At 64.3% G+C, this 24,298-nt stretch carries 23 protein-coding genes and 1 pseudogene; 7 read left to right on the forward strand and 17 right to left on the reverse strand.

Annotated features, from left to right (window positions below; all coding sequences use genetic code 11):
* Nucleotides 1–7: 7 nt before the first annotated feature.
* The 7 genes from QB898_RS00150 to QB898_RS00180 form a co-directional block, all read right to left on the reverse strand.
* A complete protein-coding gene (locus QB898_RS00150; RefSeq protein ID WP_050715877.1) occupies nucleotides 8–553 on the reverse strand; it encodes a GTP-binding protein in 546 nt (181 codons plus the stop codon).
* Between the two features lie 6 nt (nucleotides 554–559).
* Nucleotides 560–1,783, reverse strand: coding sequence for a hypothetical protein (locus QB898_RS00155; protein ID WP_279523312.1), 1,224 nt, complete (start codon nucleotides 1,781–1,783; stop codon nucleotides 560–562).
* A complete protein-coding gene (locus tag QB898_RS00160; RefSeq protein WP_279523313.1) occupies nucleotides 1,780–2,379 on the reverse strand; it encodes a hypothetical protein in 600 nt (199 codons plus the stop codon). The genes QB898_RS00155 and QB898_RS00160 overlap by 4 nt, the downstream gene beginning before the upstream one ends.
* A 34-nt stretch (nucleotides 2,380–2,413) precedes the next feature.
* Nucleotides 2,414–3,166 (reverse strand): phosphate/phosphite/phosphonate ABC transporter substrate-binding protein, encoded by a 753-nt coding sequence (locus QB898_RS00165; protein ID WP_279523314.1) that lies wholly within the window; start codon nucleotides 3,164–3,166, stop codon nucleotides 2,414–2,416.
* The gene (locus QB898_RS00170; protein WP_050715881.1) at nucleotides 3,163–3,660 is read right to left on the reverse strand and encodes a PAS domain-containing protein; all 498 of its coding nucleotides are present in this window, start codon (nucleotides 3,658–3,660) and stop codon (nucleotides 3,163–3,165) included. Before QB898_RS00170 ends, QB898_RS00165 begins: the two co-directional genes overlap by 4 nt.
* A gap of 21 nt (nucleotides 3,661–3,681) precedes the next feature.
* Nucleotides 3,682–4,044 carry a roadblock/LC7 domain-containing protein gene (locus tag QB898_RS00175; protein ID WP_050715882.1) on the reverse strand — a complete coding sequence of 121 codons (363 nt, stop codon included), beginning with the start codon at nucleotides 4,042–4,044 and terminating at the stop codon, nucleotides 3,682–3,684.
* A gap of 307 nt (nucleotides 4,045–4,351) precedes the next feature.
* The gene (locus tag QB898_RS00180; RefSeq protein ID WP_279523315.1) at nucleotides 4,352–5,659 is read right to left on the reverse strand and encodes a replication-associated recombination protein A; all 1,308 of its coding nucleotides are present in this window, start codon (nucleotides 5,657–5,659) and stop codon (nucleotides 4,352–4,354) included.
* 342 nt (nucleotides 5,660–6,001) lie between these two features.
* On the opposite strand from QB898_RS00180, the gene QB898_RS00185 reads away from it, so the two are divergent.
* Nucleotides 6,002–6,403 (forward strand): YccF domain-containing protein, encoded by a 402-nt coding sequence (locus QB898_RS00185; RefSeq protein WP_050716568.1) that lies wholly within the window; start codon nucleotides 6,002–6,004, stop codon nucleotides 6,401–6,403.
* A 249-nt stretch (nucleotides 6,404–6,652) separates the two neighbouring features.
* Here QB898_RS00185 and QB898_RS00190 read toward each other — a convergent pair whose 3' ends face one another.
* Nucleotides 6,653–7,954, reverse strand: coding sequence for a pyridoxal phosphate-dependent aminotransferase (locus QB898_RS00190; RefSeq protein WP_279523316.1), 1,302 nt, complete (start codon nucleotides 7,952–7,954; stop codon nucleotides 6,653–6,655).
* Nucleotides 7,955–8,004: 50 nt separating this feature from the next.
* Here QB898_RS00190 and QB898_RS00195 point away from each other — a divergent pair, with 50 nt between their 5' ends.
* The 4 genes and pseudogenes from QB898_RS00195 (at nucleotide 8,005) to prmB (ending at nucleotide 12,476) form a co-directional block, all read left to right on the forward strand.
* Nucleotides 8,005–8,382 carry an Mth938-like domain-containing protein gene (locus QB898_RS00195; protein WP_050715885.1) on the forward strand — a complete coding sequence of 126 codons (378 nt, stop codon included), beginning with the start codon at nucleotides 8,005–8,007 and terminating at the stop codon, nucleotides 8,380–8,382.
* A 98-nt stretch (nucleotides 8,383–8,480) separates the two neighbouring features.
* Nucleotides 8,481–8,969 (forward strand): annotated as a pseudogene (locus tag QB898_RS00200) (peroxiredoxin); the annotation flags it as partial.
* Between the two features lie 656 nt (nucleotides 8,970–9,625).
* Entirely contained in the window at nucleotides 9,626–11,305 is a 1,680-nt protein-coding gene (locus QB898_RS00205) for a PhoH family protein (protein ID WP_279523317.1), read from the forward strand.
* 277 nt (nucleotides 11,306–11,582) lie between these two features.
* The gene (gene prmB, locus QB898_RS00210) at nucleotides 11,583–12,476 is read left to right on the forward strand and encodes a 50S ribosomal protein L3 N(5)-glutamine methyltransferase (protein ID WP_279523318.1); all 894 of its coding nucleotides are present in this window, start codon (nucleotides 11,583–11,585) and stop codon (nucleotides 12,474–12,476) included.
* Between the two features lie 288 nt (nucleotides 12,477–12,764).
* On the opposite strand, the gene QB898_RS00215 is transcribed toward prmB, so the two are convergent.
* The gene (locus QB898_RS00215) at nucleotides 12,765–14,555 is read right to left on the reverse strand and encodes an acyl-CoA dehydrogenase C-terminal domain-containing protein (RefSeq protein WP_279523319.1); all 1,791 of its coding nucleotides are present in this window, start codon (nucleotides 14,553–14,555) and stop codon (nucleotides 12,765–12,767) included.
* A gap of 354 nt (nucleotides 14,556–14,909) precedes the next feature.
* The gene (locus tag QB898_RS00220) at nucleotides 14,910–15,362 is read right to left on the reverse strand and encodes a hypothetical protein (RefSeq protein ID WP_279523320.1); all 453 of its coding nucleotides are present in this window, start codon (nucleotides 15,360–15,362) and stop codon (nucleotides 14,910–14,912) included.
* Nucleotides 15,363–15,599: 237 nt separating this feature from the next.
* Between QB898_RS00220 and QB898_RS00225 the strand changes: the two genes are divergently transcribed.
* Nucleotides 15,600–16,406 (forward strand): TatD family hydrolase, encoded by an 807-nt coding sequence (locus QB898_RS00225; RefSeq protein ID WP_050715891.1) that lies wholly within the window; start codon nucleotides 15,600–15,602, stop codon nucleotides 16,404–16,406.
* Complete coding sequence (locus QB898_RS00230) at nucleotides 16,403–17,092, forward strand: ankyrin repeat domain-containing protein (protein ID WP_279523321.1); 690 nt, start codon at nucleotides 16,403–16,405, stop codon at nucleotides 17,090–17,092. The genes QB898_RS00225 and QB898_RS00230 overlap by 4 nt, the downstream gene beginning before the upstream one ends.
* Before the next feature lie 792 nt (nucleotides 17,093–17,884).
* Here the strand turns inward: QB898_RS00230 and QB898_RS00235 are convergent.
* The 7 genes from QB898_RS00235 to infC all read right to left on the reverse strand — a co-directional run bounded on the left by QB898_RS00235 (nucleotide 17,885) and on the right by infC (nucleotide 24,269).
* A complete protein-coding gene (locus tag QB898_RS00235; RefSeq protein ID WP_279523322.1) occupies nucleotides 17,885–18,208 on the reverse strand; it encodes an integration host factor subunit alpha in 324 nt (107 codons plus the stop codon).
* A 355-nt stretch (nucleotides 18,209–18,563) separates the two neighbouring features.
* A complete protein-coding gene (gene pheT / locus QB898_RS00240) occupies nucleotides 18,564–20,999 on the reverse strand; it encodes a phenylalanine--tRNA ligase subunit beta (RefSeq protein ID WP_279523323.1) in 2,436 nt (811 codons plus the stop codon).
* Nucleotides 21,000–21,024: 25 nt separating this feature from the next.
* Nucleotides 21,025–21,696 (reverse strand): FxLYD domain-containing protein, encoded by a 672-nt coding sequence (locus tag QB898_RS00245; RefSeq protein WP_279523324.1) that lies wholly within the window; start codon nucleotides 21,694–21,696, stop codon nucleotides 21,025–21,027.
* A 4-nt stretch (nucleotides 21,697–21,700) separates the two neighbouring features.
* Nucleotides 21,701–22,771, reverse strand: a complete 1,071-nt coding sequence (gene pheS, locus QB898_RS00250; protein WP_279523325.1) for a phenylalanine--tRNA ligase subunit alpha — start codon at nucleotides 22,769–22,771, stop codon at nucleotides 21,701–21,703.
* A 112-nt stretch (nucleotides 22,772–22,883) separates the two neighbouring features.
* Nucleotides 22,884–23,243, reverse strand: a complete 360-nt coding sequence (gene rplT, locus QB898_RS00255) for a 50S ribosomal protein L20 (RefSeq protein WP_050715897.1) — start codon at nucleotides 23,241–23,243, stop codon at nucleotides 22,884–22,886.
* 25 nt (nucleotides 23,244–23,268) lie between these two features.
* On the reverse strand, nucleotides 23,269–23,472 hold the full coding sequence (gene rpmI / locus QB898_RS00260) for a 50S ribosomal protein L35 (protein WP_050715898.1): 204 nt from the start codon (nucleotides 23,470–23,472) through the stop codon (nucleotides 23,269–23,271).
* A gap of 179 nt (nucleotides 23,473–23,651) precedes the next feature.
* The gene (gene infC, locus QB898_RS00265; RefSeq protein WP_279523483.1) at nucleotides 23,652–24,269 is read right to left on the reverse strand and encodes a translation initiation factor IF-3; all 618 of its coding nucleotides are present in this window, start codon (nucleotides 24,267–24,269) and stop codon (nucleotides 23,652–23,654) included.
* Between the last annotated feature and the right edge of the window lie 29 nt (nucleotides 24,270–24,298).

Consider the following 24,298-nt stretch of genomic DNA (forward strand, 5'->3'; position numbering starts at 1 on the left):
TGCCGGTTCAGGACTCGACGCCGGTGAAGGGATCAATGCCGTAGATGAGCGCTTTGACCAGCGCCGACATGTGCGCGCGGCTGCGGGCGTCGGTGTCCATGACGGAGGCCGACAGGCCCATCTGGTCCAGCTCGCGGGCCAGGCGCTGGCGTGTGTCCCAGCTGCCGTTTTCAACGTGCGTGAGACCCACCACGAGCGCCGTGCTGTCTATGAAGCTGCGGAAGGCGTTCACGTAAGAGCGCAAGTCGTCCACCGGGTCGGGCGAGGCGGCATTGAGCATGAGCACCAGGCCCAGGGCGTTTTCAGTGAGGATGTCCCACATGAAATCAAAGCGCTTTTGGCCAGGCGTGCCAAAGAGGCGCACCTGATCGCCGTTGGGCAGGTTCATGCGCCCGTAGTCCATGGCCACGGTGGTGGTTTGCTTGAGCAGGCGCACTTCGTCGGTGGCGTTGGCCTCCGTGCGCACCACTTCGATGTCCGACAGGGACTGGATGGCCGTGGTTTTGCCAGCGCCTACCGGGCCGGCAAATACGAGCTTGTAAACATTCGCCATAAAAGATCAGAAAAGCTTGTCGAGCAGTGATTTGAAAAAGCCCTTGCGCGCGGCCTGGGCGTGGGCAGGCTTGGCAGCTGCCGCAGGCACGGGCGCGGGCGCGGCAATGGGCGCGGAAGCCGGCAGTGCCACGGCCGAACCGGAGACGATGCACAAAATGGCAAAGCGCGCAATGTCGGCTGGGTCGTGCTGTGGAAAGCTGCGGCAGAGTTTTTCCAGCGACTGGGGCGCGCGCGAGCAGATGGCCGCCAGCTGGATTTCAAAGTTGCTGGTGTTGGGCAGCAGCGTGAAATTGGGAAAGCGCCGCAGGCGAAAGCGCAGATCGGCCCTGCGCTGCGGCGGGTTCTGCCGGAGCGTGCTGTCGGCCAGCACCCAGCACAGAAAATCCAGCGGCTTTTGCGCCTGCCGGAAGCCTTCGCCAAAGTGCCGGCGCAGCTCTTCTTCCACCTGATGCGGGGGCAGCGGCGTTGCCTTTGCGCTGCCCAGCAGGCTGGAAGAGGCGGCCATCTTGGCCATGCTGGCCAGCGGCAGGGGCGATGCGATCCAGCCCTCGCGCGGCGCGAGGATGAAGAACATTTCATCGCCAAAGGTCAGAACCTGCGGCCCTTCATGGCTGATGATTTGCTGCACCAGCCTGAAAAACGGATTGCCCTGCAAGTCGGGAAACGCATGCAGAAGAATGGGGATGGCGCCTTTGAGCAGGCCGACTTCCTTGTCGGGCGCAGGCCCGGGCGCGGGGCCGCTGCCCGTGCGGGCCTGGCTGAGGATCTGGCCCAGGCCGCCGGAAGACGCGGCAGAGGCGCGGCCCGCTGGCGCAGCGGCCATTTCCGCCGGCGCCTTGCCTTCCCGCACCTTGCCCAGCGCCGTTTTCATGTCGTGGCTGGAATAGGGCATGACCAGCAGCTCCAGCACCTGGCCGGCAGCCAGAGGCAGCTTTTGCCCCGTCCAGCCGCCGCCATCGGCGCCCCAGGCCAGCGCCACGGCGGAGCGGCCGCCCAGAAAGGCCATGAGGCGCTCGGCGTTTTCGGCGCTGTATTTGCGCATGCCCAGGCCGAACAAGTCCACCACGCAATGCGTGCAGGCCAGCGCCTCGGGCGTTTGCTCGGGCATGGCCAGCGAAAGGCTGCGGCGCAGCACGGTGCATTGGGCATCGCGCCAGTTCATGCCAATCATGATTTCGATGGCGGCCGCTTCCTGGTCCGTCAGGCCGACCAACAGTATCTTCTTCATTCTTTTTCTCCTTGGAGAAAGGCAAACACGCGCATCCATTCGGGGCCTGGCTCTATGCCCTGCCGCAGCAACGCGCGGCGCGCCAGCATGAAGGCCAGTGCATCGTGGGCGCCCTCGCAATGCGCCAGAAAATGCTGCTCCTCCGAGGTGTCTCCGCTGCCGATGGCCCGCAAGGCCGTGGCAGCCATGTTTCTGGAGTCATCCGCGCCGCACAGCAGCGCGCGGCGCGGGCCGTCCAGCGCGGGCGCGGCCAGTACGCACCAGCGCGTGGCATAGCGGCTGACGCGGGGCAGCGCCTGCCCGCTGCGGCCCGCCTGATGGAGAGACTTGGCTGTCAAAGGGGCGAGCCGCCTGGCCACGCCCAACTGCTGCCACTTCGTCTCAAAGTCTGCGGCGTCAGGCGGGCAGGCGTGAAGCATGTCCACCAGCGCGCCCTGAACGGGTTCGCTGCCGGGCAGCGCCAGCGCGGCCTGCACCCGCTGCCAATGCGCTTCGCGCCGGGCCGGATCGCGCAGCACGCGCCGCCCGGCAGCGCGAAAGCTGGCGCGCGCATGCCAGCTGGCGGTTTCCGGCGCTTGTGGCAAAGGGGTTTGCATGAGCGGCGTCAGGCAAGCCAGGCGAAAGCCAGGCTCACTCCAGCAAGGTGTCCATCAGGTCGATCATGAATTCGGCGTCTTCTTCGGCCATGACCTCGAAGCCGCCGCTCATGCCCAGCTCGTCCAGCACGGGCTGGCCGTCTGGCGTGCCCTTGAGCTCCAGCAGGGCTTGCGCGAAGCGGGCGCTGTCTTCTGCGGAAATGCGCGAATTCAGCAGAAACACGTGGGTGATGTCGGCCAGCTTGCTTTCCACCAGCACCTTCATCTGCTTGCGCGTCAGGCCGGAAAGCGAGTTGTAGGCTTCGGCCAGGAAAAAAGCGGCATCCACCTCGCCCTTGATGGCCAGGCGCGCGGCAGCCTGGTAGTTTTCCACCAGGTTCCACTTGATGTCAGCCTCTTTCAAATCGGCCACTTCCAGCAGGCGCAGGCCGATGAGCTTGACGTCGCGGTTGTCCGTGAGGGCAATGGTGCAGCCGGGCTTGAGGTCGCGCGCCGCTTCGTAGGCCGTGTTGGCGCCAGTGGCGATCACCATTTCGTCCGACTTGGCGATGGGGCGCGCGATGGCCTTGTAGCCAGCATCGCGAATCATGGAAGCCGCGTCAAACGGATTGGCGTAAACGCCATCGACTTTGCCGGAAGCAATCAGCTCGGCCTGCTCGGCGGCCGAAGCGGGCGTCATCAGATGGATGTGAATGCCCGATTTTTTTTGCAGCAGCGTGTTGAGCATGTGCCAGCCCGCAAAGCGTTCAGGCGCGAAGTCGGGAGCAATCAACAAGTTCAGCGTCATGCCTGGCCTCCTTTTTCTTCCGCCAGCATCTTCTTGTACAGGGCGGTCATTTCCTCGATCTTCTTGCGCGAAGGCTCGCGGCGCACGGAGGTGTAGCCCACCACCTGGCCGTTGCGCACGTTGGGCACGGCCGTGGCGTACACCCAGTAGTGGCCGCCGTCCTTGCGCAGGTTTTTCACGTAGCCGAACCACTTCTTGCCGGCCTTGAGGGTGTCCCACAGGTCTTTGAAGGCGGCTGCGGGCATGTCGGGGTGGCGCAAGATGGCGTGGGGCTGGCCGATGAGGTCTTCACGGTTCCAGCCGGACAGCTCCACGAACGCCTCGTTGGCGTGGGTGATGATGCCGTTCAGGTCCGTGCGCGAGATGATGAGGCGCCCTTCCGGATAGGGAAATTCCTTTTCCGTCACGTACAGCGTGCGGGTTGCGCCGTCAAAGTACTTGTATTCACATTGCCGCGCCGGCTCGGCGGGCGGCTGCATGGTTGGCATGGCCATGATGTTTCAAGCCTCCTGCAATCAGACCATCTTGGCCAGGGCTTCTGCGGCGCGCTTGATGTCCAGAAACAGCAAGCCCAGCTTGGCGTTGTGGCGCGCCAGCACCGTCAGCACGGCTTCGCTGCCAGCGGAACTCATGATCACGTAGCCGCGCTCGCCTTGCAGCAGCACGCGCTCCAGCGTGCCGCGAGCCAGTTCGCGCGCTGCGCGGTCACCCAGGGACAGCAGGGCGGCTGACATGGCGCCTACCCGGTCTTCGTCCATGCCGTTGGGCAGGGAGGAGGCAATCATCAGACCGTCGGTCGAGATCAAAGCCGAGGCTTCGACGTCTGCGGAAGAGCCTTTGAGTTCTTCCAGCACCTGTTGAAACATGTCAGTGCGCATGAGTTTTTCCTATCTTTGGAGTTGGCGTGAAACGAAAGGGGAGACCGGCATGCGCTGCGCAGAATGTGTTACAGACTTCATGCCAGTTGTATCCGCAAGAAAACCGGCGGATTTCTGCATGATACCTAGGCCACCGCCGTTTATGGCCCCGCTGCCGGGGCCGGGCGCAAATTCATTTGGGAAATGCCAAATAGTTACAGGGTTTGATGGTTTGTAAGCAACACCCCTTCCGCCGGATTTCGGGTTTGCCCTTGGCTTGCCGGGGCTTGTCTGGCCTTGCCCGCGCGCGTTCGCTTCGGCTGCGGCTTCATTCCGCTGGCGGGCCGCCTGCTGCGGCCTGATTGCGCCGCGCCAGCTCGGCCAGTTTTTCGCCAATCCTGATTTCCAGCCCGCGCGGCGCGGGTTCGTAAAAGCCGGGCGGCGCCATGCCGTCGGGCAAATAGCGCTCGCCAGCGGCAAAAGCGTCCGGTTCGTCATGCGCGTAGCGGTAGCCCGCGCCGTGGCCCAGCTGCTTCATCAACTGGGTGGGCGCGTTGCGCAAGTGCATGGGCACGGGGCGGGTGCCGTCTTCGCGCACGAAGGCGCGGGCGCGCTTGTAGGCCACGTAGGCGGCGTTGCTCTTGGGGGCCACGGCCAGATACAGCGCGCACTGGGCCAGCGCCAGCTCGCCTTCGGGGCTGCCCAGGCGCTCATAAACCTCGGCAGCGTCCAGCGCCAGGCGCAAGGCGCGCGGGTCGGCCAGGCCGATGTCTTCACTGGCCATGCGGATCAGGCGGCGGGCGATGTAGCGCGCGTCCACGCCGCCATCGAGCATGCGCGCCAGCCAGTACAGCGCGGCGTCCGGGTCGCTGCCGCGCACGCTTTTGTGCAGGGCGCTGATGGTGTCGTAGAACTGCTCGCCGCCCTTGTCGTAGCGGCGCAGGCGCTCGCCCAGTACTTTCAGCAGCCACTCATCCGTGATGAGTGCGCGTTTTTCGGCGCGCGCGGCCACCGCCAGCGTCTCCAGCGTATTGAGCAGGCGGCGCGCGTCGCCATCGGCATAGGCCACCAGGCGGTCAGATGCGGCCGGCTCGGCAGCCAGACCGTCCAGCGCGGCCAGGGCGCGGGCCAGGATTTCGCGCAAATCCGCTTCTTCCAGCGCCTTGAGCACATACACCGCCGCACGCGAAAGCAGGGCGGAATTGACTTCAAACGAGGGGTTTTCCGTGGTGGCGCCGATGAAGGTGAACAAGCCGCTTTCCACGTGCGGCAAAAAGGCGTCCTGCTGGCTTTTGTTGAAGCGGTGCACTTCATCCACAAACACGATGGTGGCCTGCGGCGCAAGGCCCTCTTGCGCGGCCTGGGCGCGCTCCACGGCTTCGCGGATGTCTTTCACGCCGCCCAGCACGGCGCTGATGGTGATGAACTGCGCGTCAAACGCCTGCGCCATCAGCCGTGCGATGGTCGTTTTGCCCGTGCCCGGCGGCCCCCAGAGAATGCAACTGTGCGGCTGCCCCGATTCAAACGCCAGCCGCAGCGGCATGCCCTCGCCCAGCAGGTGCTGCTGCCCCACCACTTGCGCCAGGGTGCGCGGGCGCAGGCGTTCAGGCAAGGGCACGTGGAGAGCTTGGGGCATGAAGAGAAATATGCCATACGCGAAAGCACGCCAGCGCCCTGTTCTTCCAGACGGCCCGGGCCGCCGCCGCAAGCGGTTTCACATCAAAAACAGGAGCGGATTCAAGGGATTGAAAACGGCCTTTGCGCAGTATCCACTAGGACATCATGCTATGGATAAAAGAGCGAAAACAGGGTGAAAGCGCCTGCTGACCGCAGCCCGTCTGCTTTCTTGCGCGCTGACTTGCATGCGCCTTGCCTGGCGTTGCCTATATTCCACCGGCCGCCGCCAGCCGGGCTGGCGGTCTTGCGGGGTTGGCCTGCCCGCTTGCTCCCTTCCCACTTTCTGAAAGACGAAAACGCCATGCTGCGCTTCTTGTTCAATCTTCTCTGGTTCATTCTGGGCGGTTTGCCCATGGCGCTGGGCTGGTGGCTGGCGGGGGTGATCATGGCCATCACCCTCATTGGCCTGCCGTGGGCGCGGGCGTGTTTTGTGATTGGGCAGTTTGCCTTGTGGCCTTTCGGGCGCGAGGCGGTGGATCGCCGCCAGGTCACGGGCCGCGATGACCTGGGCACGGGCGCGCTGGGCTTGCTGGGCAATCTCGTCTGGTTCGTGTTTGCGGGCCTTTGGCTGGCCCTGGGCCATCTTGGTTCGGCGCTGGTGTGCTTTGTCACCCTTATCGGCATTCCCTTCGGCTGGCAGCATCTGAAGCTGGCTGCCATCGCGCTCATGCCCATAGGCAAAACCATCGTGGTCAGGCGCTGAGAGCCGGTTCAGGGCAAGCGGCAGGCCCGCGCGTGGAGCGGAGTGCAGGCAGGGCGCAGGCCGCGACAAGGGCTGGGCGGGTGCGCCTGGTTTGCTCCTCTATCCGTAGCAATAGGTCCTAGTGGATATTGCGCGAAGCGGTATTTCGACCGGCCTGAATTTGCTCCTGTTTTTGGTTCATTCTGGCGGGCAGGTTTGCGGCGCGGGCTGCCTGCTGGCTCGCGCCTTGCGGGCGGATCGCGGGCGGGCTTATGCGGCGGGTGCCGGTTTTGTTTCTTTCGGGGCGGCTTTGGCTGCGCCCGGGCTGGCGGGCGCGGCAAGGGTTTCGCCCGTGTGGCGCTGGCGGTATTGCTCCAGAAAGCGGGCCAGGCGCCCCAGGGCTTCGCGCAGGTCGTCTTCATAAGGGAGGAAGACGAGGCGGAAGTGGTGGTTGTCCGGGTAGTTGAAGCCGCTGCCTTGCACGAGCATGACGCGCGTGGCGCGCAGCACTTGCATGAAGAACTGGCGGTCGTCGGCGATGGGGTACATGCGCGCATCCAGCCGGGGGAACATGTACAGCGCCGCCTGCGGCTTGACGCAGGTGACGCCCGGTATGGCGGTGACGAGCTGCCAGGCCAGATCGCGCTGGCGGCGCAGGCGGCCGCCTTCCTTGACGAGGTCTTGGATGCTCTGGTAGCCGCCCAGCGCGGTCTGGATGGCGTATTGGCCGGGCACGTTGCTGCCCAGCTTGAGGTTGGCGAGCATGTTCAGGCCCTCGATGTAGTCGCGCGCCATGCTTTTGTCGCCCGAAATCACCATCCAGCCGGCGCGGTAGCCGCAGGAGCGGTAGGCCTTGGACAGGGAGTTGAAGGTGAGCACGAGCACATCCGTGCAGAGGCTGGCCAGGGCGGTGTGGCGCGCGCCGTCGTAAAGAATCTTGTCGTACACCTCATCGACCAGCAGCATCAGGCCCTTTTCACGGGCGATCTGGATGATGCCCCGCAGCGTTTCATCAGGGTAGAGCGCGCCGGTGGGGTTGTTGGGGTTGATGACGACGATGCCCCGCGTGCGCGGCGTGACTTTGCGGCGCATGTCGTCCAGATCGGGCAGCCAGCCATGCTCTTCATCGCACACGTAGTGCACGGGCTTGCCGCCAGCCAGGCTGACGGCGGCTGTCCACAGCGGATAGTCGGGCGAAGGCACGAGCAGCTCATCGCCATCGTTGAGCAGCGCCTGCGTGGCCATCACGATCAGCTCGCTGGCGCCGTTGCCCAGGTACACGTCCTCCAGCGTGACGCCCGCCACGCCCTGCTGCTGCGAGTAGTGCATGACGGCCTTGCGGGCGGCAAACAGGCCCTTGCTGTCGGAGTAGCCCGCCGAATTGGGCAGGTTGCGGATCATGTCCTGCTGGATTTCTTCGGGCGCGTCAAAGCCGAAGGGCGCCATGTTGCCGATGTTCAGGCGGATGATCTTCTGGCCCTCGTCTTCCATCTGCCGTGCGGCATCGACGATGGGGCCGCGCACGTCATAAAGCACGTGGGCCAGCTTGGCTGATTTGCGGATGGGGTTCATGGCTGCGGAGCAAAATCGCGGGAAAAAACCGCCATTTTGAACCTGCCTCCATGAAATTCCAGCCCGAACCCGCTCACGCCCACACCATTACCGCCTACGGCCCCGGCTGGATCGCCCTTGGCGCGGAGCGCATCGGCCAGAGCCTGATCCTGCAAGCAGGCCAGCCGTGGACGCCGTGGGGCGTGAATTCATTCGAGGCGCTGGATGCAGCCGCTTTTGCCGGCCTGGCCGAAAAAGGGCCGGAGCTGGTCATTTTCGGCAGCGGGCAGCGGCTGCGTTTTCCCAAGCCCGCATGGATCAGGCCATTGGTGGAAAAACGTATCGGCCTGGAAACCATGGACACGCCCGCCGCCTGCCGCACCTTCAACATCCTGGCCGATGAAGGCAGGCGCGTATTGCTGGCCTTACTGATGGAGCCAATCGGTTAAAATCGCCCGCTTTGATGTGCAGTGCGCATGCCTTGAGGCTTCAAAAGGCCCAAAACAAGGCGCTGTCTGGTCCCTCCTCCAAGAAAGCAAGAATTTCAATGGCGATCGTCATCAACAAACCTCTGCCCGAATTTGAAGCCATGGCCACCGGAGGAGTCCAGGTCACCAACATCTCTCATGCGGGGCAGGTGCTGGTGCTCTACTTCTACCCGAAGGACGATACCCCCGGCTGCACGGCTGAAGCCTCGCATTTTCGCGATCAGCACGAAGAATTCGTCAAGGCGGGCGCCACCGTTTTCGGCGTCTGCCGCGACAACATGAAATCGCACGACGCCTTCAAGGCCAAGCTGAAACTGCCCTTCGAGCTGATTGCCGATACCGAAGAGAAAATGTGCCATATGTTCGGCGTGGTCAAAAACAAAATCATGTATGGCCGCAAGGTAAAAGGCATTGAGCGCAGCACTTTCCTCATTAATGCCGAAGGCGTTCTCGTGCAGGAATGGCGCCGCGTGAGCGTGAAGGACGATGATCACAGCCACGTGGACGAAGTGCTTGAGGCCGTCAGGGCCTTGAGCGGGCATAAGGAAAAATCCGCCCTTCGGAAAACGGCCGAAAAAGCCGCGAAAAAGCCTGCAAAAAGTGAAAAGCCAGCCGAGGCTGAAAAACCAGCCAGGGCTGAAGAAACGGCCAAGGCGGAGAAACCGGCCAAAACCGCAAAGGCTGAAAAGCCCGTAAAAGCGCAAAAGAGCGAAAAAACGGCCTCAACCGCCAAAACCGCAAAAGCAGATAAACCCGTAAGAGCGCCCAAATCCGCCAAGGCTGAAAAAGCCACACAAACCGCGAAAACCGGGAAAGCGTCCCAATCTGCCAAAGCCGAAAAAGCGCCTGAAAAAACCCCGAAAACCACGGAAACTGCGAAAACCACAAAAACCGCGAAGGCGGCAAAAACCACGAAAACCGTGGAAGCTGAAAAGGCCGCAAAATCTGAAAAAGCCCCTGAAACCGCAGCCAGCGCCAAAACGGCAAAAGCCGTGAAAAAAGCCGCTCCGGCAAGCAGGGCGGCCAAATCCGCCAGCGCCTGAGCGCCAGCTTGACCGTTCAAGCCGCCCCAACCGTTCCAATGCATGCAGCCGCTCCGCCCCAAAACGGAGCGGCTTTCTTTTCGCCGCACATTCAAACGTTTTCATGCCTTCACGCGCTGCGGCTTTTTTGAGCGCGCTGGCCATGATCCGGAGAAACACACATGCCGCCCCTGCCACCCGCCCCAGCCAAGCGCGCCGCCGTTTTGCCTGCGCAGGCTTATACCGATCGTGATGCCCATAACGCCGCCGCCCGCAAAACCCGCAGCGCCAGGGCCGCGCCCGCCAAAAGCAGAAAAACCGCCGCACAGGCCACGCAAGCGCCAGCCCTTGCGCTGAACGCCGCCGTGCCCGCAGCGCCGCCCGCCGCCCAGCCGCCTGCAAGCCAGCCGCCTGCCGCCCGGCCCGCCGTCAAAACGCCCGCGAAGGCCGCAAAAAGCCGCCGCGCCGCCGCGCCGGAAGCCGTCAAGCTCTTCGTGCTGGATACCAATGTGCTCCTGCACGACCCCACGGCCCTGTTCCGCTTTGAAGAGCACGACATCTTCCTGCCCATGGTCGTGCTCGAAGAGCTGGATGCGCACAAAAAAGGCGCCAGCGAAATCGCCCGCAACGCGCGCCAGGTCAGCCGCCAGCTTGACCTGCTCGTGGCCCATGCCGACATGGCCGCCGGCCTGCCCCTGTCCGCAGGCGGGCACCTTGAGGCGGGCGGCAAGCTCTGGTTTCAGACCGCCCCGCTGCACGCCGCCACGGCCCAGCTGCTGCCGCAGGGCAAGGCCGACAACCAGATTCTGGAAGTTGTCGCCGCCCTCGCGCAGCAACACGCGGGCCGCCCTGTCGTTCTTGTCACCAAAGACATCAACATGCGCGTCAAGGCGCGCGCCGTTGGTCTGGCCGCCGAAGACTATGAAAACGACAAAACCTTGCAAGATGGCGACTTGCTCTACAGCGGCGCGCTTGCGCTGCCCGAAAACTTCTGGGCCGATCAGGGCAGCCGCCTTGAAAGCTGGCCCGACGGCGCGCACACCTTCTATCGCATCAGCGGCAAGCTCGCCGCCAGCCTGCTGCCCAACCAGTTCGTCTGGTACGAAGCCCCGGGCCAAAGCAGCCTTTACGCCCGCGTGACCGAAGTGGACGGCCAAAGCGCCACCTTGCAAACCCTCAAGGACTACACCCACCCCAAAAACGCCGTCTGGGGCGTCACGGCCCGCAACCGCGAGCAAAACCACGCGCTCAACCTGCTCATGGACCCCGGTATTGACTTCGTCACCATCACCGGCATTGCGGGCACCGGCAAAACCCTGCTGGCCCTGGCCGCCGGGCTGGCGCAAGTGCTTGACGAGCGCCGCTACACCGAAGTCATCATGACCCGCGCCACCGTCAATGTGGGCGAAGGCATCGGCTTTCTGCCCGGCACCGAAGAAGAAAAAATGGCCCCGTGGATGGGCGCGCTGGATGACAACCTTGAATTTCTCACCCAGGGCGCGGGCAGCGCCGCTGGCGACTGGGGGCGCGCCGCCACGGGCGACCTCATCCGCAGCCGCATCAAGATCAAGAGCATGAACTTCATGCGCGGCCGCACCTTCCTCAACCGCTGGGTCATCATCGACGAAGCGCAGAACCTCACCCCCAAGCAAATCAAAACCCTGATCACCCGCGCCGGCCCCGGCAGCAAGATCATCTGCATGGGCAACCTCGCGCAAATCGACACCCCCTACCTCACCGAAGGCTCCAGCGGCCTGACCTACGCCGTGGACCGCTTCAAAGGCTGGCCCCACGGCGGCCACATCACCCTGGCCCGTGGCGAGCGCTCGCGCCTGGCCGATTACGCCAGCGAGGTGCTGTGAGGCGGGCTGGCATGCACGGGAAAAGAGCCTTGTTTCGCTCTTTTTTACATAGCATGACGTCCTAGTGCAGCCAGCGCGAAACGGCATTTCGATGCCCTTGAATTCGCTCCTTTTTCTGATGCGCCCTGGCCAGCAAGAGGCCACGCGGCAGGAAGAGGCCAGGGGAAAAGCTGCCCGCAAGCGGGGCGCGCCCCGCTTGCGGGCACTTGCGCCCCGGCGGCGAGCAGGCTTCTGGCAAAACCAGCGCCCGCAACGCTTTTTTCATGAACCAAACGCCATGATCACCCTCGCCCAGCTCGTGCAAGACACCGAACGCCAACTGCAAGCGGCCGCCGTCAGCTACGGCCACGGCACCTGCTGCGCGCGCGATGAAGCCGCCTGGCTTGTGCTGCATGCGCTGCAATGGCCGCTGGAAACCGATCTGGCGGGCGATGCGGGCGCGGCGGCCGTGCCGCCCCAAGCGCAAGCCCGCGCCGCCGCGCTGCTGCAAGAGCGCATCGCCAGCCGCAAGCCCCTGGCCTACCTCATCCGCGAAGCCTGGCTGCAAGGCGTGCCTTTTTATGTGGATGAGCGCGCCATCGTGCCCCGCAGCCTGATCGCCGAAGCGCTGGCCGAGGGGCAAATTGACGCCTGGCTGCCGGACGAGCCGCGCCGCGCGCTGGACTTGTGCACGGGCAATGGCAGCCTGGCCGTGCTGGCCGCGCTGGCCTGGCCCGGCTGCGCCGTGGACGCCGCCGACCTCAGCGCCGATGCGCTGGAAGTGGCCCGCATCAACGTGGCCAAACACGCGCTGGCAGGCCGCATCAGCCTGCTGCAAGGCGACGGGCTGGCCGCCTGCCAGGGCCGGCCGGCGTACGACCTCATCTTGTGCAACCCGCCCTATGTGAACGCGGACAGCATGGCCGCCTTGCCGCCCGAATACCGCGCCGAGCCGCACATGGCCTTGAGCGGCAACCAGCGCGGCGGGCGCGACGGCATGGACTTCATCCGCCCCCTGCTGCAAGAAGCCGCCGCCCGCATGCAGCCCCAGGCGGCGCTGGTGCTGGAAATCGGCCACGAGCGCGGGCACTTCGAGGCGGCCTTTCCCAGCCTGAACCCCGTGTGGCTGCCCACCAGCGCGGGCGACGATCAAGTGCTGCTGCTCACCCGCGAGGCGTTGCAGGCCGCGTGACGGCGCGGCTTTTCGCCCGCCAGCAGGCCAAACGCCTTGGGCTGGAGGCTGATTCAGCTCCTCGATTCATAGCATGAGGTCCTAGTGAAACCAGCGCAAAACGGGTTTTGGCGCCCCTGAGTTTGCTCCTTTTTCTGATGAAAAGAGCGGTTTGCGGGTTGGCACGGCGCCGGATGAAAGGGCAGGGCAGAGCGCAAAAAAAGCCGCCAGTCCGGCTTGCGGCGCTGGCGGCTGGGAGGAAAGGGCCATTCAAGGCCCTTCAGGCTCTAGGCGAGTCCGTTTTCTGGCTCAGAACGAATCCAGCGCCATTTCCATCACGCTGGCAGCGCCGCCGGTGATGGCGTCGCGCAGCGACGAAGTGCGCGGCAGGATGTGTTCCGCATAGAAGCGGGCCGTGGCGATCTTGGCCTTCATGAACTCGGCATCTTGGCCGGCGGCCAGTTGCTTTTCGGCCACCAGCAGCGCGCGCGCCAGTTGCCAGCCCGCCACCAGATTGCCCGTCAGCATCAGGTAAGGCACGCTGGCGGCGTAAGCGCCGTTGGGGTTGGGCTTGGCGTTGGTGGCCACGTATTCCACGGCGTCCAGGAAGGCCTTGCGGGCGGCGGCCAGATTCTTGGCGGTGGACTTGGCGGCTTCGCTGCCGCTGGCCAGCAGCTCTTTTTCGGTCGCTTCGATTTGCGCGGCCACGCCCTTGGCGAACTGGCCGCCATCGCGCGCGGTCTTGCGGCCCACCAGGTCATTGGCCTGAATGGCGGTGGTGCCTTCGTAGATGGGCAGGATGCGCGCGTCGCGGTAGTACTGCGCGGCGCCCGTTTCTTCAATGAAGCCCATGCCGCCATGCACTTGTACGCCCAGACTGGTGACTTCCAGGCTGATTTCCGTGCTGTAGCCCTTGACCAGCGGCACCAGGAATTCATAGAAAGCCTGGCTTTGCTTGCGCGTGGCCTCGTCGGGCGAGTGGTGCGCGGTGTCATACGCGGCGGCGGCCACGCTGGCGGTGGCGCGCGTGCCTTCGGTGAGGGCGCGCATGGTCATGAGCATGCGGCGGATGTCGGGGTGGTGAATGATGGGCGCGCTGCCGGGCAGGCTGCCATCCACGGGGCGGCTTTGCACGCGCTCGCGGGCATAGGCCACGGCTTTTTGGTAGGCACGGCCCGAAATGGCCACGCCTTCCAGGCCCACGGCGTAGCGGGCGGCGTTCATCATGATGAACATGTATTCCAGGCCACGGTTTTCTTCGCCCACCAGGTAACCCACCGCGCCGCCGTGGTCGCCAAATTGCAGCACGGCCGTGGGGCTGCCCTTGATGCCCAGCTTGTGCTCGATGCTCACGCAATGCACGTCATTGCGCTGGCCCAGGCTGCCGTCGGCGTTCACCAGGAACTTGGGCACGATGAACAGGCTGATGCCTTTGACGCCTTCGGGCGCATCCGGCAGGCGGGCCAGCACGAGGTGCACGAGGTTTTCCGCCATGTCGTGCTCGCCGTAGGTGATGAAGATCTTGGTGCCGAACACTTTGTAGGTGCCATCGGCCTGGCGCTCGGCGCGGCTGCGGATCAGCGCCAGATCGCTGCCGGCTTGCGGCTCGGTCAGGTTCATCGTGCCTGTCCATTGGCCGGAGACGAGTTTTTCCAGATAGGTGCTCTTGAGCTTTTCGCAGCCCGCAATCAGCAGCGCCTCAATGGCGCCGTCGGTCAGCATCGGGCACAGGGCAAAGCTCATGTTGGCCGAGTGCAGGATTTCGGCGCACGCGGCGGCGATGGTTTTGGGCAGGCCCTGGCCGCCATAGGCTTCGGGGTGCTGCACGCCCTGCCAGCCGCCTTCGGTGAACTGGCGGTAAGCCTCTTTGAAACCGGGGGTGGTGGTCACCTTGCCATCGGCGAAGGTGGCGGGCTGCTTGTCGCCGGCCACGTTCAGCGGCGCGACCACGCCTTCATTGAACTTGGCGCACTCTTCCAGCACCGCCTGGGCGGTTTCCAGCCCGGCCTCCTCAAAACCGGGCAGCTTGGCAACCTGGTCGATGCGGGCCAGATGCTCGATGTTGAACAGCAAATCCTTGACGGGAGCCTGAAAGCTCATGGTTGTCTCCTGAAAGTTAGGGAAAAACGCCTTTGCGCCGGGCGCAAGGGACATTGCGAGTGTAAGTCTGGCAGAGGGCGTTTCGACGATTTGCGAGCGTTTGGGCGGCCACTCGCGCGAGCTGAAAGACTGTCCAAAAGCTGCCCGTGAGTGAATGGGAAAAGCGCGGCCCCAGGCGTTCTGCGGCGTTGTCAGTCCTTGCCGGGCCGCACGCAGGCATCTGGCCCGTCTGCGCCTTGCAGCTCATTGCGTTTCATGGCCCTTTACGGCCAGATTGCAGGCGGGTTCTGAAAAAAGGGCTTGCCGCCACGCGCGGCAAGCCCTGCCAGGCCGCTGCCTTTAAGTTGATTCAGGTCAATTCAATGAGGGGTCGCGCGCCAGCGTGTAGTAGCCGATCAGGCAATTGCCGCTGCTGTCCACCGGCTGCTGGCTCATGACCAGCGCCTCGGCGCGCAGGCGCTTTGCGTCGGCCCACAGCTCCACCCAGTCTTGCCCCACGCGCCGGCCCGGGAGTTTCTGGCGCTCGCCCTTCCAGGCCGCCGCCGCGCTGTCGCCCTGGCTCACGAAAGAGTTCCATTCGGCAGAAGGCGCGAGGTAATAGCTGCGCCGCGTGATGGCGTAGCCCGATTGCAGCAGCGCGACCGCGCCGCTGCTCTCCAACGCCTGGATTTCTTCGGCAAAGCGGCCCGGCTCCACGGGCTGCATGAAGTGGCGCGGATCGGCCGCTGAAATGCGCCCCGCCGCCTGCGCGGCAAGGTGGCAAGCGCCCAGGCAGCCCAGGCACAGAACGAATAAGCGACGCTTCATTGAAACACCCTGATATTTGTAAAACTCTGAAATAGACACAGGCCGCAAGCTGTTTCACGAACCTGAATTGACTATAGAAGTTTTACCTATTCTGGTCAATGAAACGGTTATTGAGCGGCAACCTTGCGGGAAGGCGCACGGAAAGCGCCACGGAAGGCGTCACGGAAGGCGCCAGCCCGGCCTGCGGCGCAGCACAATCGCCGCATGAACGCGGTGTTCTCCGCTGAGACCTGAACCATGTTTACCGACTCACACTGTCATCTCAACTTCCCCGAACTGGCGCAACGCCTGCCGGACGTGCTGGCGGCCATGCAGGCCGCGCAAGTCACGCGCGCGCTGTGCATCAGCACCACGATGGAGGAATTTCCCGCCGTGCGGGCGCTGGCGGCGGCGCATCCGCACATCTGGGCCAGCGTGGGCGTGCACCCTGACAGCGAAGGCGTGCAAGAGCCTGCCGTGGCCGACTTGCTGGCCGCCGCCGCCTTGCCGCGCGTGGTGGCCGTGGGCGAAACGGGGCTGGACTACTACCAGCTGGCCGAGCGCAAGGGCGGGCGCAGCGTGGCGCAGCTTCAGTGGCAGCGCGATCGCTTTCGCACCCACATCCGCGCCGCGCAGGCCGCGCGGCTGCCGCTGGTCATACACACCCGCGCCGCAGCCGATGACACGCTGGCCATCTTGCGCGAAGAAGGCGAAGCCGGCCCGCAGCGCGCTGGCGGCGTGTTTCACTGCTTCACCGAAAACCGCGAAGTGGCCCGCGCCGCGCTGGAGCTGGGCTACTGCGTGTCTTTTTCCGGCATCGTCACGTTCAAAAACGCGCATGACGTGCATGAAAGCGCCCGCTACGTGCCCGATGACCGCCTGCTGATTGAAACCGACAGTCCCTACCTGGCCCCCGCGCCGCATCGCGGCAAAACCAACTCGCCCGCTTGGGTGCCGCTGGTGGCCGCGCGCCTGGCCGAGCTGCGCGGCCAGAGCGTGGAACACATCGCCCGCATCACCAGCGACAATTTCAGCCGTCTTTTCACCAAAGCCGCCCAGTCATGACCAAACACCTGCCTGCCCGCGCCCGCGCCGCCGCCCTGGCGGCCCTTTTCGCGTTTTCCGCCTTTGCCGCCAGCGCCCTGGCGCAAAGCCCCGGCGAATTTTTCCGCGCCATCAAATCCGACAACGCCAGCGCCATGCGCGAGCTGCTGGATCAGGGCATGGACCCCAACACGCGCGACGAGCGCGGCCGCCCCGGCCTGTTCGTGGCCTTGCAGGAAGAGTCCATGAAAGCGGCTGACGCGCTCATGGCCTCGCCCCGCCTGCGGCCCGACGAGCCAAACGCCAGCGGCGAAACCCCGCTGATGATGGCCGCGCTCAAAGGCCAGCTTGACGTGGCCCGCCGCCTGATCGCGCAAGGCGCGGCCGTGAACAAAACCGGCTGGACGCCGCTGCACTACGCCGCATCCAGCGGCCACATGCCCATGCTGGAGCTGCTGCTGGAACACCATGCCGACCTCAATGCCCCCTCGCCCAACGGCACCACGCCGCTGATGATGGCCGCCGGTTACGGCAGCCCCGAGGCCGTGCAGCGTCTGCTCAAGGCAGGCGCGGATGCGCAGCTGCGCAACCAGAAAGGCATGACAGCCCTGGACTTTGCCCGCCGTTACGAACGCCCCGACGCGCGCGCCATCTTGCAAAAAGTGAAAAAGCAAAGCACCCCGCCCGCGCAACGCGGCCAGTGGTGACGGGCCGCGCCTGCGCCAGCCAAGCCCGCGAAACCAGCTTGCGGCTTGGTTGCGAACGGGTTTTCAGAACTTGGCTCCGGGGTTTGACGCGCGGCCAGCCGGCTTTCCCTGGCTGCCAGCATGGGCGCTTCGTTCTCAAAAAGCGGAGCGAATTCAGGGGCATGAAAACGGCTTTTGCGCACGTTCCACTAGGACATCATGCTATCAATTGAGGAGCTGATTCTTTTCTCCCGTAGCCTTTCGTCTTCACCCTTTCCTTGCCAGCGCGGGCGTGTGATCCGGCAGAGCCAGGGGGAGCGGAAGCGGCGCTTCTTCATCAGCCCAATGGGCATCATCTGCCTGCGGCGAAGCGCCTGGCCCGCTCTGCCGCAGCGTGCTTGATTCTTGGCGCGACTCTGCCGCCGTGGTGAAGCCTGCGGCCTGGACTGCACCGTGCTGCGCCCCGGCCGGTCTGGAATCTGTTCAAGGTTCGTTTGCGCTTTCTGCCTTCACGGACAGGCCGGGAACAGGTTCTCAGCCCCGGCATCGTCTTCAGCCCGCAGGCCGAATTCACCATGGGGCCGAACGGCGGCTGCATCAGCGGCAGCGGCTTTTTGATTGACGGCGGGGCTGCGGCAAATTTCTTCTTCGGGCCGAAAAACCGGGAACCCGCCCAGAGTCTGGCCGCAAGGGGCGAAAGCGCGGATTGGAATGAGCGGCAAGGCGCAGGCGGAGCTTTTGCGCTTGTTTGCAGCCTGCCGAGGATTTGCAAGACTGCGCTTTGCGCCCACGGCCGGGCTGCGGACAGACGCTTTAGCGCCCGCCGTCGCTGCTTTGTGCCTGTTGCACCGCTTCTTTCAGGCGCTGGCTGGCGTGGAAGGTGACCACGCGGCGGGCGGCGATGGGCACGGTTTCGCCCGTGTGCAGGTTGCGCCCCGGGCGGGGGGCCTTCATGCGGGTGCTGAAGTTGCCAAAGCCGGTGAGCTTGACTTCTTCGCCTGCGGCGAGGCGTTCGCTGATGAGGGCGAAAAAGACGTCCACGGCTTGTTTGGACTCGCGCTTGGTCAGGCCGATTTGCTCGAATAGCGCATCGGCCAGTTCGGCTTTGGTGAGGGTGTGGGCGGTTTGTTCTGGCATGGGCGGCTTTGGCGGGGCGGGGCTTGAGGAAGGCTGGATGTTGCCAGCTTGCGCGAAGCGGGCAGATGAGGCTATATCAGAAAGAGGAGCGGATTAAAGGGGTGTCAAAACGGCTTTCGCGCAGTTTCCACTAGGACATCATGCTACTGATTCAAGAGCAAAATAGCTTGACCAGAGCCTGGCGGGCGCGCTTTCAGAACCGTTCAGAGTCTGGCCGTGAGGGGCTGCGGATGGGGGTGGGCGGCAAGGCGCAGACGGGCCTTGCTGTCCGTTTGCCGAGCGGCGAGGATGGGCCGGGCCGCAGGGCGCCCGAGGCCGCGCTTTCTGCACGCACGAGCAGACTTTGGGCAGGCTCTCAAGCCCGCAGCCGCGCGCCCAGGTCTTTTTCCAGACGGATGAGGATGGCGGCGACGGCGGCGTCGAGTTTTTCGTCGGTCAGCGGGGCCTGATCGTCGCCCAGGGTCAGGCGCACGGCCAGGCTTTTTTCGCCAGCATTGACGCCGCTGGCGCTTTGGCCGCTCTTGGGGCGGTAGATGTCAAACAGCACGGCGGCCTTGAGCAACCCTTGCGTGGGCGCGGCGTGAATGGCCTGCATGAGCGCGGCGTGGGTGACGGCTTCGGGCACGACGATGGCCAGGTCGCGCTCGCTGGAGAGCTGGCGGGGCAGGGCGCTGGCGCGGGGCAGCGGGTGCTGCAAAACGGCTTCCAAATCCAGCTCAAAGAGCACGGGCGCTTGCGGCAGCTCCCACTGCTGGCGCCAGCGCGGGTGCAGCTCGCCCAGAAAGCCGATGGGCTGGCCTTGCAGCAGCACGCGGGCGCAGCGGCCCGGGTGCAGGGCAGGGTGGCTGGCGGCTTCAAATACGGGCTGGCGGGGGGCGAGCAGGGCTTGCACGTCGCCCTTGACGTCGTAAAAGTCAGCGGCGGGCTGTTTGCCTTGCCAGCCCTGGATGGCGGCGGGGCCGCATACCAGGCCCGCCACGCGCATGGGCTGGCGCACGCCGCGCACGCTGGCCGCGCTGCCGGGCACGCTGGCGTCGCGCGTGAAGACGCGGCCTATTTCAAACACGCGCACGCGCTCGGCGCGGCGGTCGGCGTTGTACTTGAGCACTTGCAGCAGCGAGCCGATGAGGCTGGAGCGCATGACGCTCATCTGGCTGGCAATGGGGTTGAGCAGGCGGATGGGGTCGGCGTTGCCCGCCAGATCGCGCTCCCAGCTTTCTTGCACAAAGCTGTAGTTGATGGTTTCCAGATAGCCCAGCCCGGCCAGCTGATGCCGCAGGGCGAAGGGGCTGCGGCGCGTTTCGGCGCGCGCGCTGGAGCGGATGGGCGCAACGGGCGGCGTGTCAGGCAGGGTGTTGTAGCCAGTCAGGCGGGCGATTTCTTCGATGAGATCGGCCTCGATGCGCAAGTCAAAGCGCCAGCTGGGCGGGGTGACGGTGATTTGGCCTTCGCCTTCCGTGAAGGCCATGCCCAGGCGGCGGAAGATGCTGGCGCACTGCGCTTGCGTGAGCGGCACGCCGATGACTTTGGCCGCGCGCGCCACGCGCAAGGTGATGGGAGCAGGCTGCGGCAGGCCGGCTTGCTGGTCGGTGACGGGGCCTGCTTGCGTTTGCGGCGTGCCGCAGATGTCCAGAATGAGGCGGGTGATGCGCTCGATGACGCGCGTGGTTTGTGTGGGATCGACGCCGCGCTCGAAGCGGTGGCCTGCGTCGGTGGCGAAGTTGAAGCGGCGTGAGCGGCCCGCAATGGCATCGGGCCACCAGAAGGCGGCTTCCACATACACGTCTTGCGTGCTGCCAGAAACGGCCGTGGCTTCGCCGCCCATGATGGCGGCCAGCGACTGGACCTGGCGTTCGTCGGCCACGACGCCCACGGTTTCGTCCAGCGCCACGGTGGCGCCATTGAGCAGCTTGAGCGATTCGCCCGCGCGGCCCCAGCGCACATGCAGGCCGCCGTGAATTTGGGCGAGGTCAAAAATGTGCGAGGGCTGGCCGGTTTCAAACATCACGTAGTTGGAAATATCGACCAGCGCCGAGACGCTGCGCTGCCCGCAGCGGGCCAGGCGCTCGACCATCCACGCGGGCGTGGCAGCCTGCGTGTTCAGCCCACGAATGACGCGGCCTGAAAAGCGGCCGCACAAATCAGGCGCTTCGATGGTGACGGGCAGCGCGTCGTCCACCGTGGCGGGCACGGCGGCCAGGCCCTCGCTCCAGCTTTTGAGCGGCGCATCGGCCAGCGCGGCCAGCTCGCGCGCCATGCCATGCACGCTCAGCGCGTGGCCCAGATTGGGCGTGAGCTTGAGGGTGAGCAGCGTGTCATCCAGCCGGAGGTATTCGCGCAGGCTCTGGCCCACGGGCGCGTCGGCGGGCAGCTCCAGCAGGCCCGCGCCTTCATGCGAAATGCCCAGCTCGCTGGCGGAGCACAGCATGCCGTGGCTTTCAACGCCGCGCAGCTTGCCCAGCTTGATGCGAAAGGGCTTGCCATCTTCGCCCGGCGGCAGCTCGGCGCCCACCAGCGCGCACGGCACTTTGATGCCCGCCCGCGCGTTGGGCGCGCCGCACACGATTTGCAGCGGCTGGCCGCCCGCATTCACCTGGCACACGCGCAGACGGTCGGCATTGGGGTGCTGCTCGGCCGATTGGATTTCGGCCACCACGATCTGGCTGAACGGCGGCGCGGCCGGGCGGGTTTCTTCCACCTCAAAGCCGCCCATCGTCAGGGTGTCAGCCAGTTGCTCGGTATTCAGCGGCGGGTTGCAGAATTCGCGCAGCCAGGATTCGGGGAATTGCATTTTCGGGGCCTCAATGTCGGATATTTCAATTGCGCAGGTTTTGTGTTTCTTGCATTTGCGCGATTTTTTCAATGGCGGCGGCCTGCCGCTCCAGCGTCTGGTTTTGCTCTTTCATCAGATCAATCAGTCGATTCTGATAATTGCAGGCATTGGATCGTTTGATAAGCCATAGCCATACGCCAATCAACATCAGTATCGGCCCCCAGGACATGAAAAGCTGGATCAATATGGCCGGAATGCCTGAATGACGGGTTGAATCGGATGGCGGCTCTACATTTTCAAATTCGCCTGAAGCCAGACGAATCTGGGCGCTTGCGTAACGGTCAGGGGCATAGCGCGCCTGATCGCTGATGCGCACCATGATTTCCTGGCCCGGCAAAAGGCCGAGGCTGAAAGTCGAATCATTGAAAGCGTCAATCAGCTTGCCGCTGGCGTCAAAAAAACGGGCTTCAAAAACCGCGTGGTCCAGTTTCCGGCGGCCTGTATTGGTGGCTTTGCCCAGGACGGTGAGCGTGCCGCAGCAGCTTTCTTCTTCCGAGTCTGGGTGGTAGCTGTAATCGATGTCTGAAAACCGGATATCGGAATCGTCGGCAGGCGATGGCGCTTCGCTTGCCGAAACGCTGGCGCAGGCGAGAAACAGCAGGCACGAGAGGAGAAATCGCTTGAACATCGCAGAATTTTCGCGGTGGCGATTCAATTCATCAGGCGAATTGCCTCAAAAAGCGCACGTCGCCTTCAAAAAACTGGCGCAAATCACTCACGCCGTAACGCAGCATGGCCAGGCGGTCAATGCCGGAGCCGAAGGCAAAGCCAATGTGGGTTTCAGGGGCCAGCCCCATGTTTTTCACCACTTGCGGATGCACCTGGCCGGAGCCGGAAACTTCCAGCCATTTGCCTGCCAGCGGGCCATCGGCAAATTGAATGTCAATCTCGGCGCTGGGTTCGGTGAAGGGGAAATAGCTGGGGCGAAAGCGCAGGGCGAGCTGGTCGGTTTCAAAAAAGGCGCGGCAAAAATCCAGATACACGGCCTTGAGGTCTTTGAAGCTGACGTTTTCGCCCAGCCACAGGCCTTCAACCTGGTGAAACATGGGGGAGTGGGTGGCGTCGCTGTCCACGCGGTAGGTGCGGCCAGGGGCGATAACGCGGATTTCACGCACGCGGCCTGCGGCCAGATCAGCAGCATGGCGCTGCGCGGCGGCCGATGCGTAGCGAATCTGCATGGGGCTGGTGTGCGTGCGCAGGCAGTAGGGCTGGCCGTCTTCGCCGTTCATGTCCACATAGAAGGTGTCCTGCATGGAGCGGGCAGGGTGGTTGGGCGGGTTGCCCAGCGCGGTGAAGTTGAACCAGTCGTTTTCGATTTCGGGGCCGTCGGCAACATCGAAGCCCATGCTGCTGAAGATTTGCTCGATGCGTTCCCACGCGAGGGAGACGGGGTGCAGGCCGCCTGCGCCGCGCTGGCGGCCCGGCAGGGTGACATCCAGCGCCTCGGCCTGCAAGTGCTGTTGCAGCTCGGCTTCCTGCAATGCCTGGCGGCGCGCGGTGAGCGCGGCTTCAATGGCTTGCTTTGCCTGGTTGATGGCAGCGCCGCGCGTTTTCTTTTCTTCAGGCGCGAGCTGGGCCAGCTCTTTCATCAGCGCGGTGACGCGGCCCGCCTTGCCCAGAAATTGCGCCTTGGCGTTTTCCAGGTCAGCCGGAGAGGGGGCTTGGGCAAAGGCGGCGGTGGCAGCGGACACCAGGGCATCAAGTTCGCTGCTGGCAGGCAGGGCGCTCATGGGGCAGGGCAGTAGGGAAGGGAAAAATGAAAAAGGGATTGGGCGCCGTGCGGCCCCCAATCCCTGAAACGCCATGTGGCGCAAAGGCCGCTGGGGCCTGGTGCGCGAGGCTTCAGGCGGCCAGCTTGGCCTTGACTTGCTCCACGATGCGGGCAAAAGCCGCTTCGTCGTGAATAGCGATGTCGGACAGCACCTTGCGATCCAGACCCAGCCCGGCCTTGTTCAGCCCGTTGATGAACTGGCTGTAGGTCAGGCCCAGCGCGCGGGTGGCGGCATTGATGCGGGCAATCCACAAGCGGCGGAACACGCGCTTTTTGTTGCGGCGGTCACGGTAGGCGTACTGACCAGCCTTCATCACCGCCTGTTTGGCGATGCGATAGACGTTGCCACGGCGGCCACGGTATCCCTTGGCCAGGGCAAGAACTTTTTTATGACGGGCGCGAGCCGTCACACCACGTTTGACGCGAGGCATTCGTTTTCTCCTTGTTCGTCAGTGATTACAGGCCGCATTTGGGCAGCATTTGCGCGATCTGGCCGAGATCGGCCTCATGCACATTGACTGCGCCGCGCAGTTGCCGCTTGTTCTTGGTGGTCTTCTTGGTCAGGATGTGGCGCTTGAAGGCCTGGCCGCGTTTGACGGTACCGCCGGGACGAACGCGAAAACGCTTTTTCGCGCTGCTCTTGGTTTTCATTTTGGGCATTTGAAATGCTCCTTCTGGCTTGTGCTCGAGAGGCGTGCGCAAAGACCTTCGCGCCCTTGATGGCCCCGAGCCACTTTTGTGTGCGGCTGCCGCCCAAAGCCGTCAGGCCCAAGGCGAAAGCTGCACTTTTCTCCGGCGCGGTCAAACGCCGGAAAACCCGCAATTATCTACGATTGCTTTCAGTTCTGCGCCGCTTCAGCAGGGGCGGGCGCAGACGCTTCGGCGGCCTTGGCTGCGCCGCCGGCTTTCTTGCGCGCGGGGGCGAGCATCATGATCATCTGCCGGCCTTCGAGCTTGGGAAATTGCTCGACCTGGATGACATCCGCCAAGTCTTCACGAATGCGGTTGAGCAGATCAAGCCCCAGATCCTGGTGCGTGATTTCGCGGCCGCGAAAACGCAGGGTCACTTTCACCTTGTCGCCATCGCCCAGGAAGCGGCGGATGTTGCGCAGCTTGATGTTGTAGTCGCCATCGTCCGTGCCGGGGCGGAATTTGACTTCCTTGATTTCGATGACCGTCTGCCGGGCCTTGGCTTCGGCGGCGCGCTTTTGTTCCTGGTACTTGAACTTGCCGTAGTCGATCAGGCGGCAGACCGGCGGGCTGGCCGCTGCGGCGATTTCAACCAGGTCCACATCCATCTCGCCCGCCATGCGCAGCGCTTCCTGCAGGGGAAAGATGCCCAGGGACTCGTTGTCAGGGCCGTTCAGGCGCACTTCGGGCGCGGTAATTTCACGGTTGAGCCGGTGGGCGCGTTCTTCGCGCTGGCGGCGGTCACGAAAGTTGGTAGCTATGGCGATTACCTCAGAAATGAAAGGAATGAAAAGCG

Origin of the sequence: Ottowia cancrivicina, assembly GCF_029813755.1 — a bacterium.
In the GTDB taxonomy this organism is placed as follows: Bacteria; Pseudomonadota; Gammaproteobacteria; order Burkholderiales; family Burkholderiaceae_C; genus Ottowia; species Ottowia massiliensis.

What these genes read in the sequence shown, in the direction of transcription:
- QB898_RS00150 (WP_050715877.1), bottom strand. Translation starts at nt 553, where the DNA reads ATGGCGAATGTTTACAAGCTCGTATTTGCCGGCCCGGTAGGCGCTGGC.
- QB898_RS00155 (WP_279523312.1), bottom strand. Translation starts at nt 1,783, where the DNA reads ATGAAGAAGATACTGTTGGTCGGCCTGACGGACCAGGAAGCGGCCGCC.
- QB898_RS00160 (WP_279523313.1), bottom strand. Translation starts at nt 2,379, where the DNA reads ATGCAAACCCCTTTGCCACAAGCGCCGGAAACCGCCAGCTGGCATGCG.
- QB898_RS00165 (WP_279523314.1), bottom strand. Translation starts at nt 3,166, where the DNA reads ATGACGCTGAACTTGTTGATTGCTCCCGACTTCGCGCCTGAACGCTTT.
- QB898_RS00170 (WP_050715881.1), bottom strand. Translation starts at nt 3,660, where the DNA reads ATGGCCATGCCAACCATGCAGCCGCCCGCCGAGCCGGCGCGGCAATGT.
- QB898_RS00175 (WP_050715882.1), bottom strand. Translation starts at nt 4,044, where the DNA reads ATGCGCACTGACATGTTTCAACAGGTGCTGGAAGAACTCAAAGGCTCT.
- QB898_RS00180 (WP_279523315.1), bottom strand. Translation starts at nt 5,659, where the DNA reads ATGCCCCAAGCTCTCCACGTGCCCTTGCCTGAACGCCTGCGCCCGCGC.
- QB898_RS00185 (WP_050716568.1), top strand. Translation starts at nt 6,002, where the DNA reads ATGCTGCGCTTCTTGTTCAATCTTCTCTGGTTCATTCTGGGCGGTTTG.
- QB898_RS00190 (WP_279523316.1), bottom strand. Translation starts at nt 7,954, where the DNA reads ATGAACCCCATCCGCAAATCAGCCAAGCTGGCCCACGTGCTTTATGAC.
- QB898_RS00195 (WP_050715885.1), top strand. Translation starts at nt 8,005, where the DNA reads ATGAAATTCCAGCCCGAACCCGCTCACGCCCACACCATTACCGCCTAC.
- QB898_RS00205 (WP_279523317.1), top strand. Translation starts at nt 9,626, where the DNA reads ATGCCGCCCCTGCCACCCGCCCCAGCCAAGCGCGCCGCCGTTTTGCCT.
- prmB (WP_279523318.1), top strand. Translation starts at nt 11,583, where the DNA reads ATGATCACCCTCGCCCAGCTCGTGCAAGACACCGAACGCCAACTGCAA.
- QB898_RS00215 (WP_279523319.1), bottom strand. Translation starts at nt 14,555, where the DNA reads ATGAGCTTTCAGGCTCCCGTCAAGGATTTGCTGTTCAACATCGAGCAT.
- QB898_RS00220 (WP_279523320.1), bottom strand. Translation starts at nt 15,362, where the DNA reads ATGAAGCGTCGCTTATTCGTTCTGTGCCTGGGCTGCCTGGGCGCTTGC.
- QB898_RS00225 (WP_050715891.1), top strand. Translation starts at nt 15,600, where the DNA reads ATGTTTACCGACTCACACTGTCATCTCAACTTCCCCGAACTGGCGCAA.
- QB898_RS00230 (WP_279523321.1), top strand. Translation starts at nt 16,403, where the DNA reads ATGACCAAACACCTGCCTGCCCGCGCCCGCGCCGCCGCCCTGGCGGCC.
- QB898_RS00235 (WP_279523322.1), bottom strand. Translation starts at nt 18,208, where the DNA reads ATGCCAGAACAAACCGCCCACACCCTCACCAAAGCCGAACTGGCCGAT.
- pheT (WP_279523323.1), bottom strand. Translation starts at nt 20,999, where the DNA reads ATGCAATTCCCCGAATCCTGGCTGCGCGAATTCTGCAACCCGCCGCTG.
- pheS (WP_279523325.1), bottom strand. Translation starts at nt 22,771, where the DNA reads ATGAGCGCCCTGCCTGCCAGCAGCGAACTTGATGCCCTGGTGTCCGCT.
- rplT (WP_050715897.1), bottom strand. Translation starts at nt 23,243, where the DNA reads ATGCCTCGCGTCAAACGTGGTGTGACGGCTCGCGCCCGTCATAAAAAA.
- rpmI (WP_050715898.1), bottom strand. Translation starts at nt 23,472, where the DNA reads ATGCCCAAAATGAAAACCAAGAGCAGCGCGAAAAAGCGTTTTCGCGTT.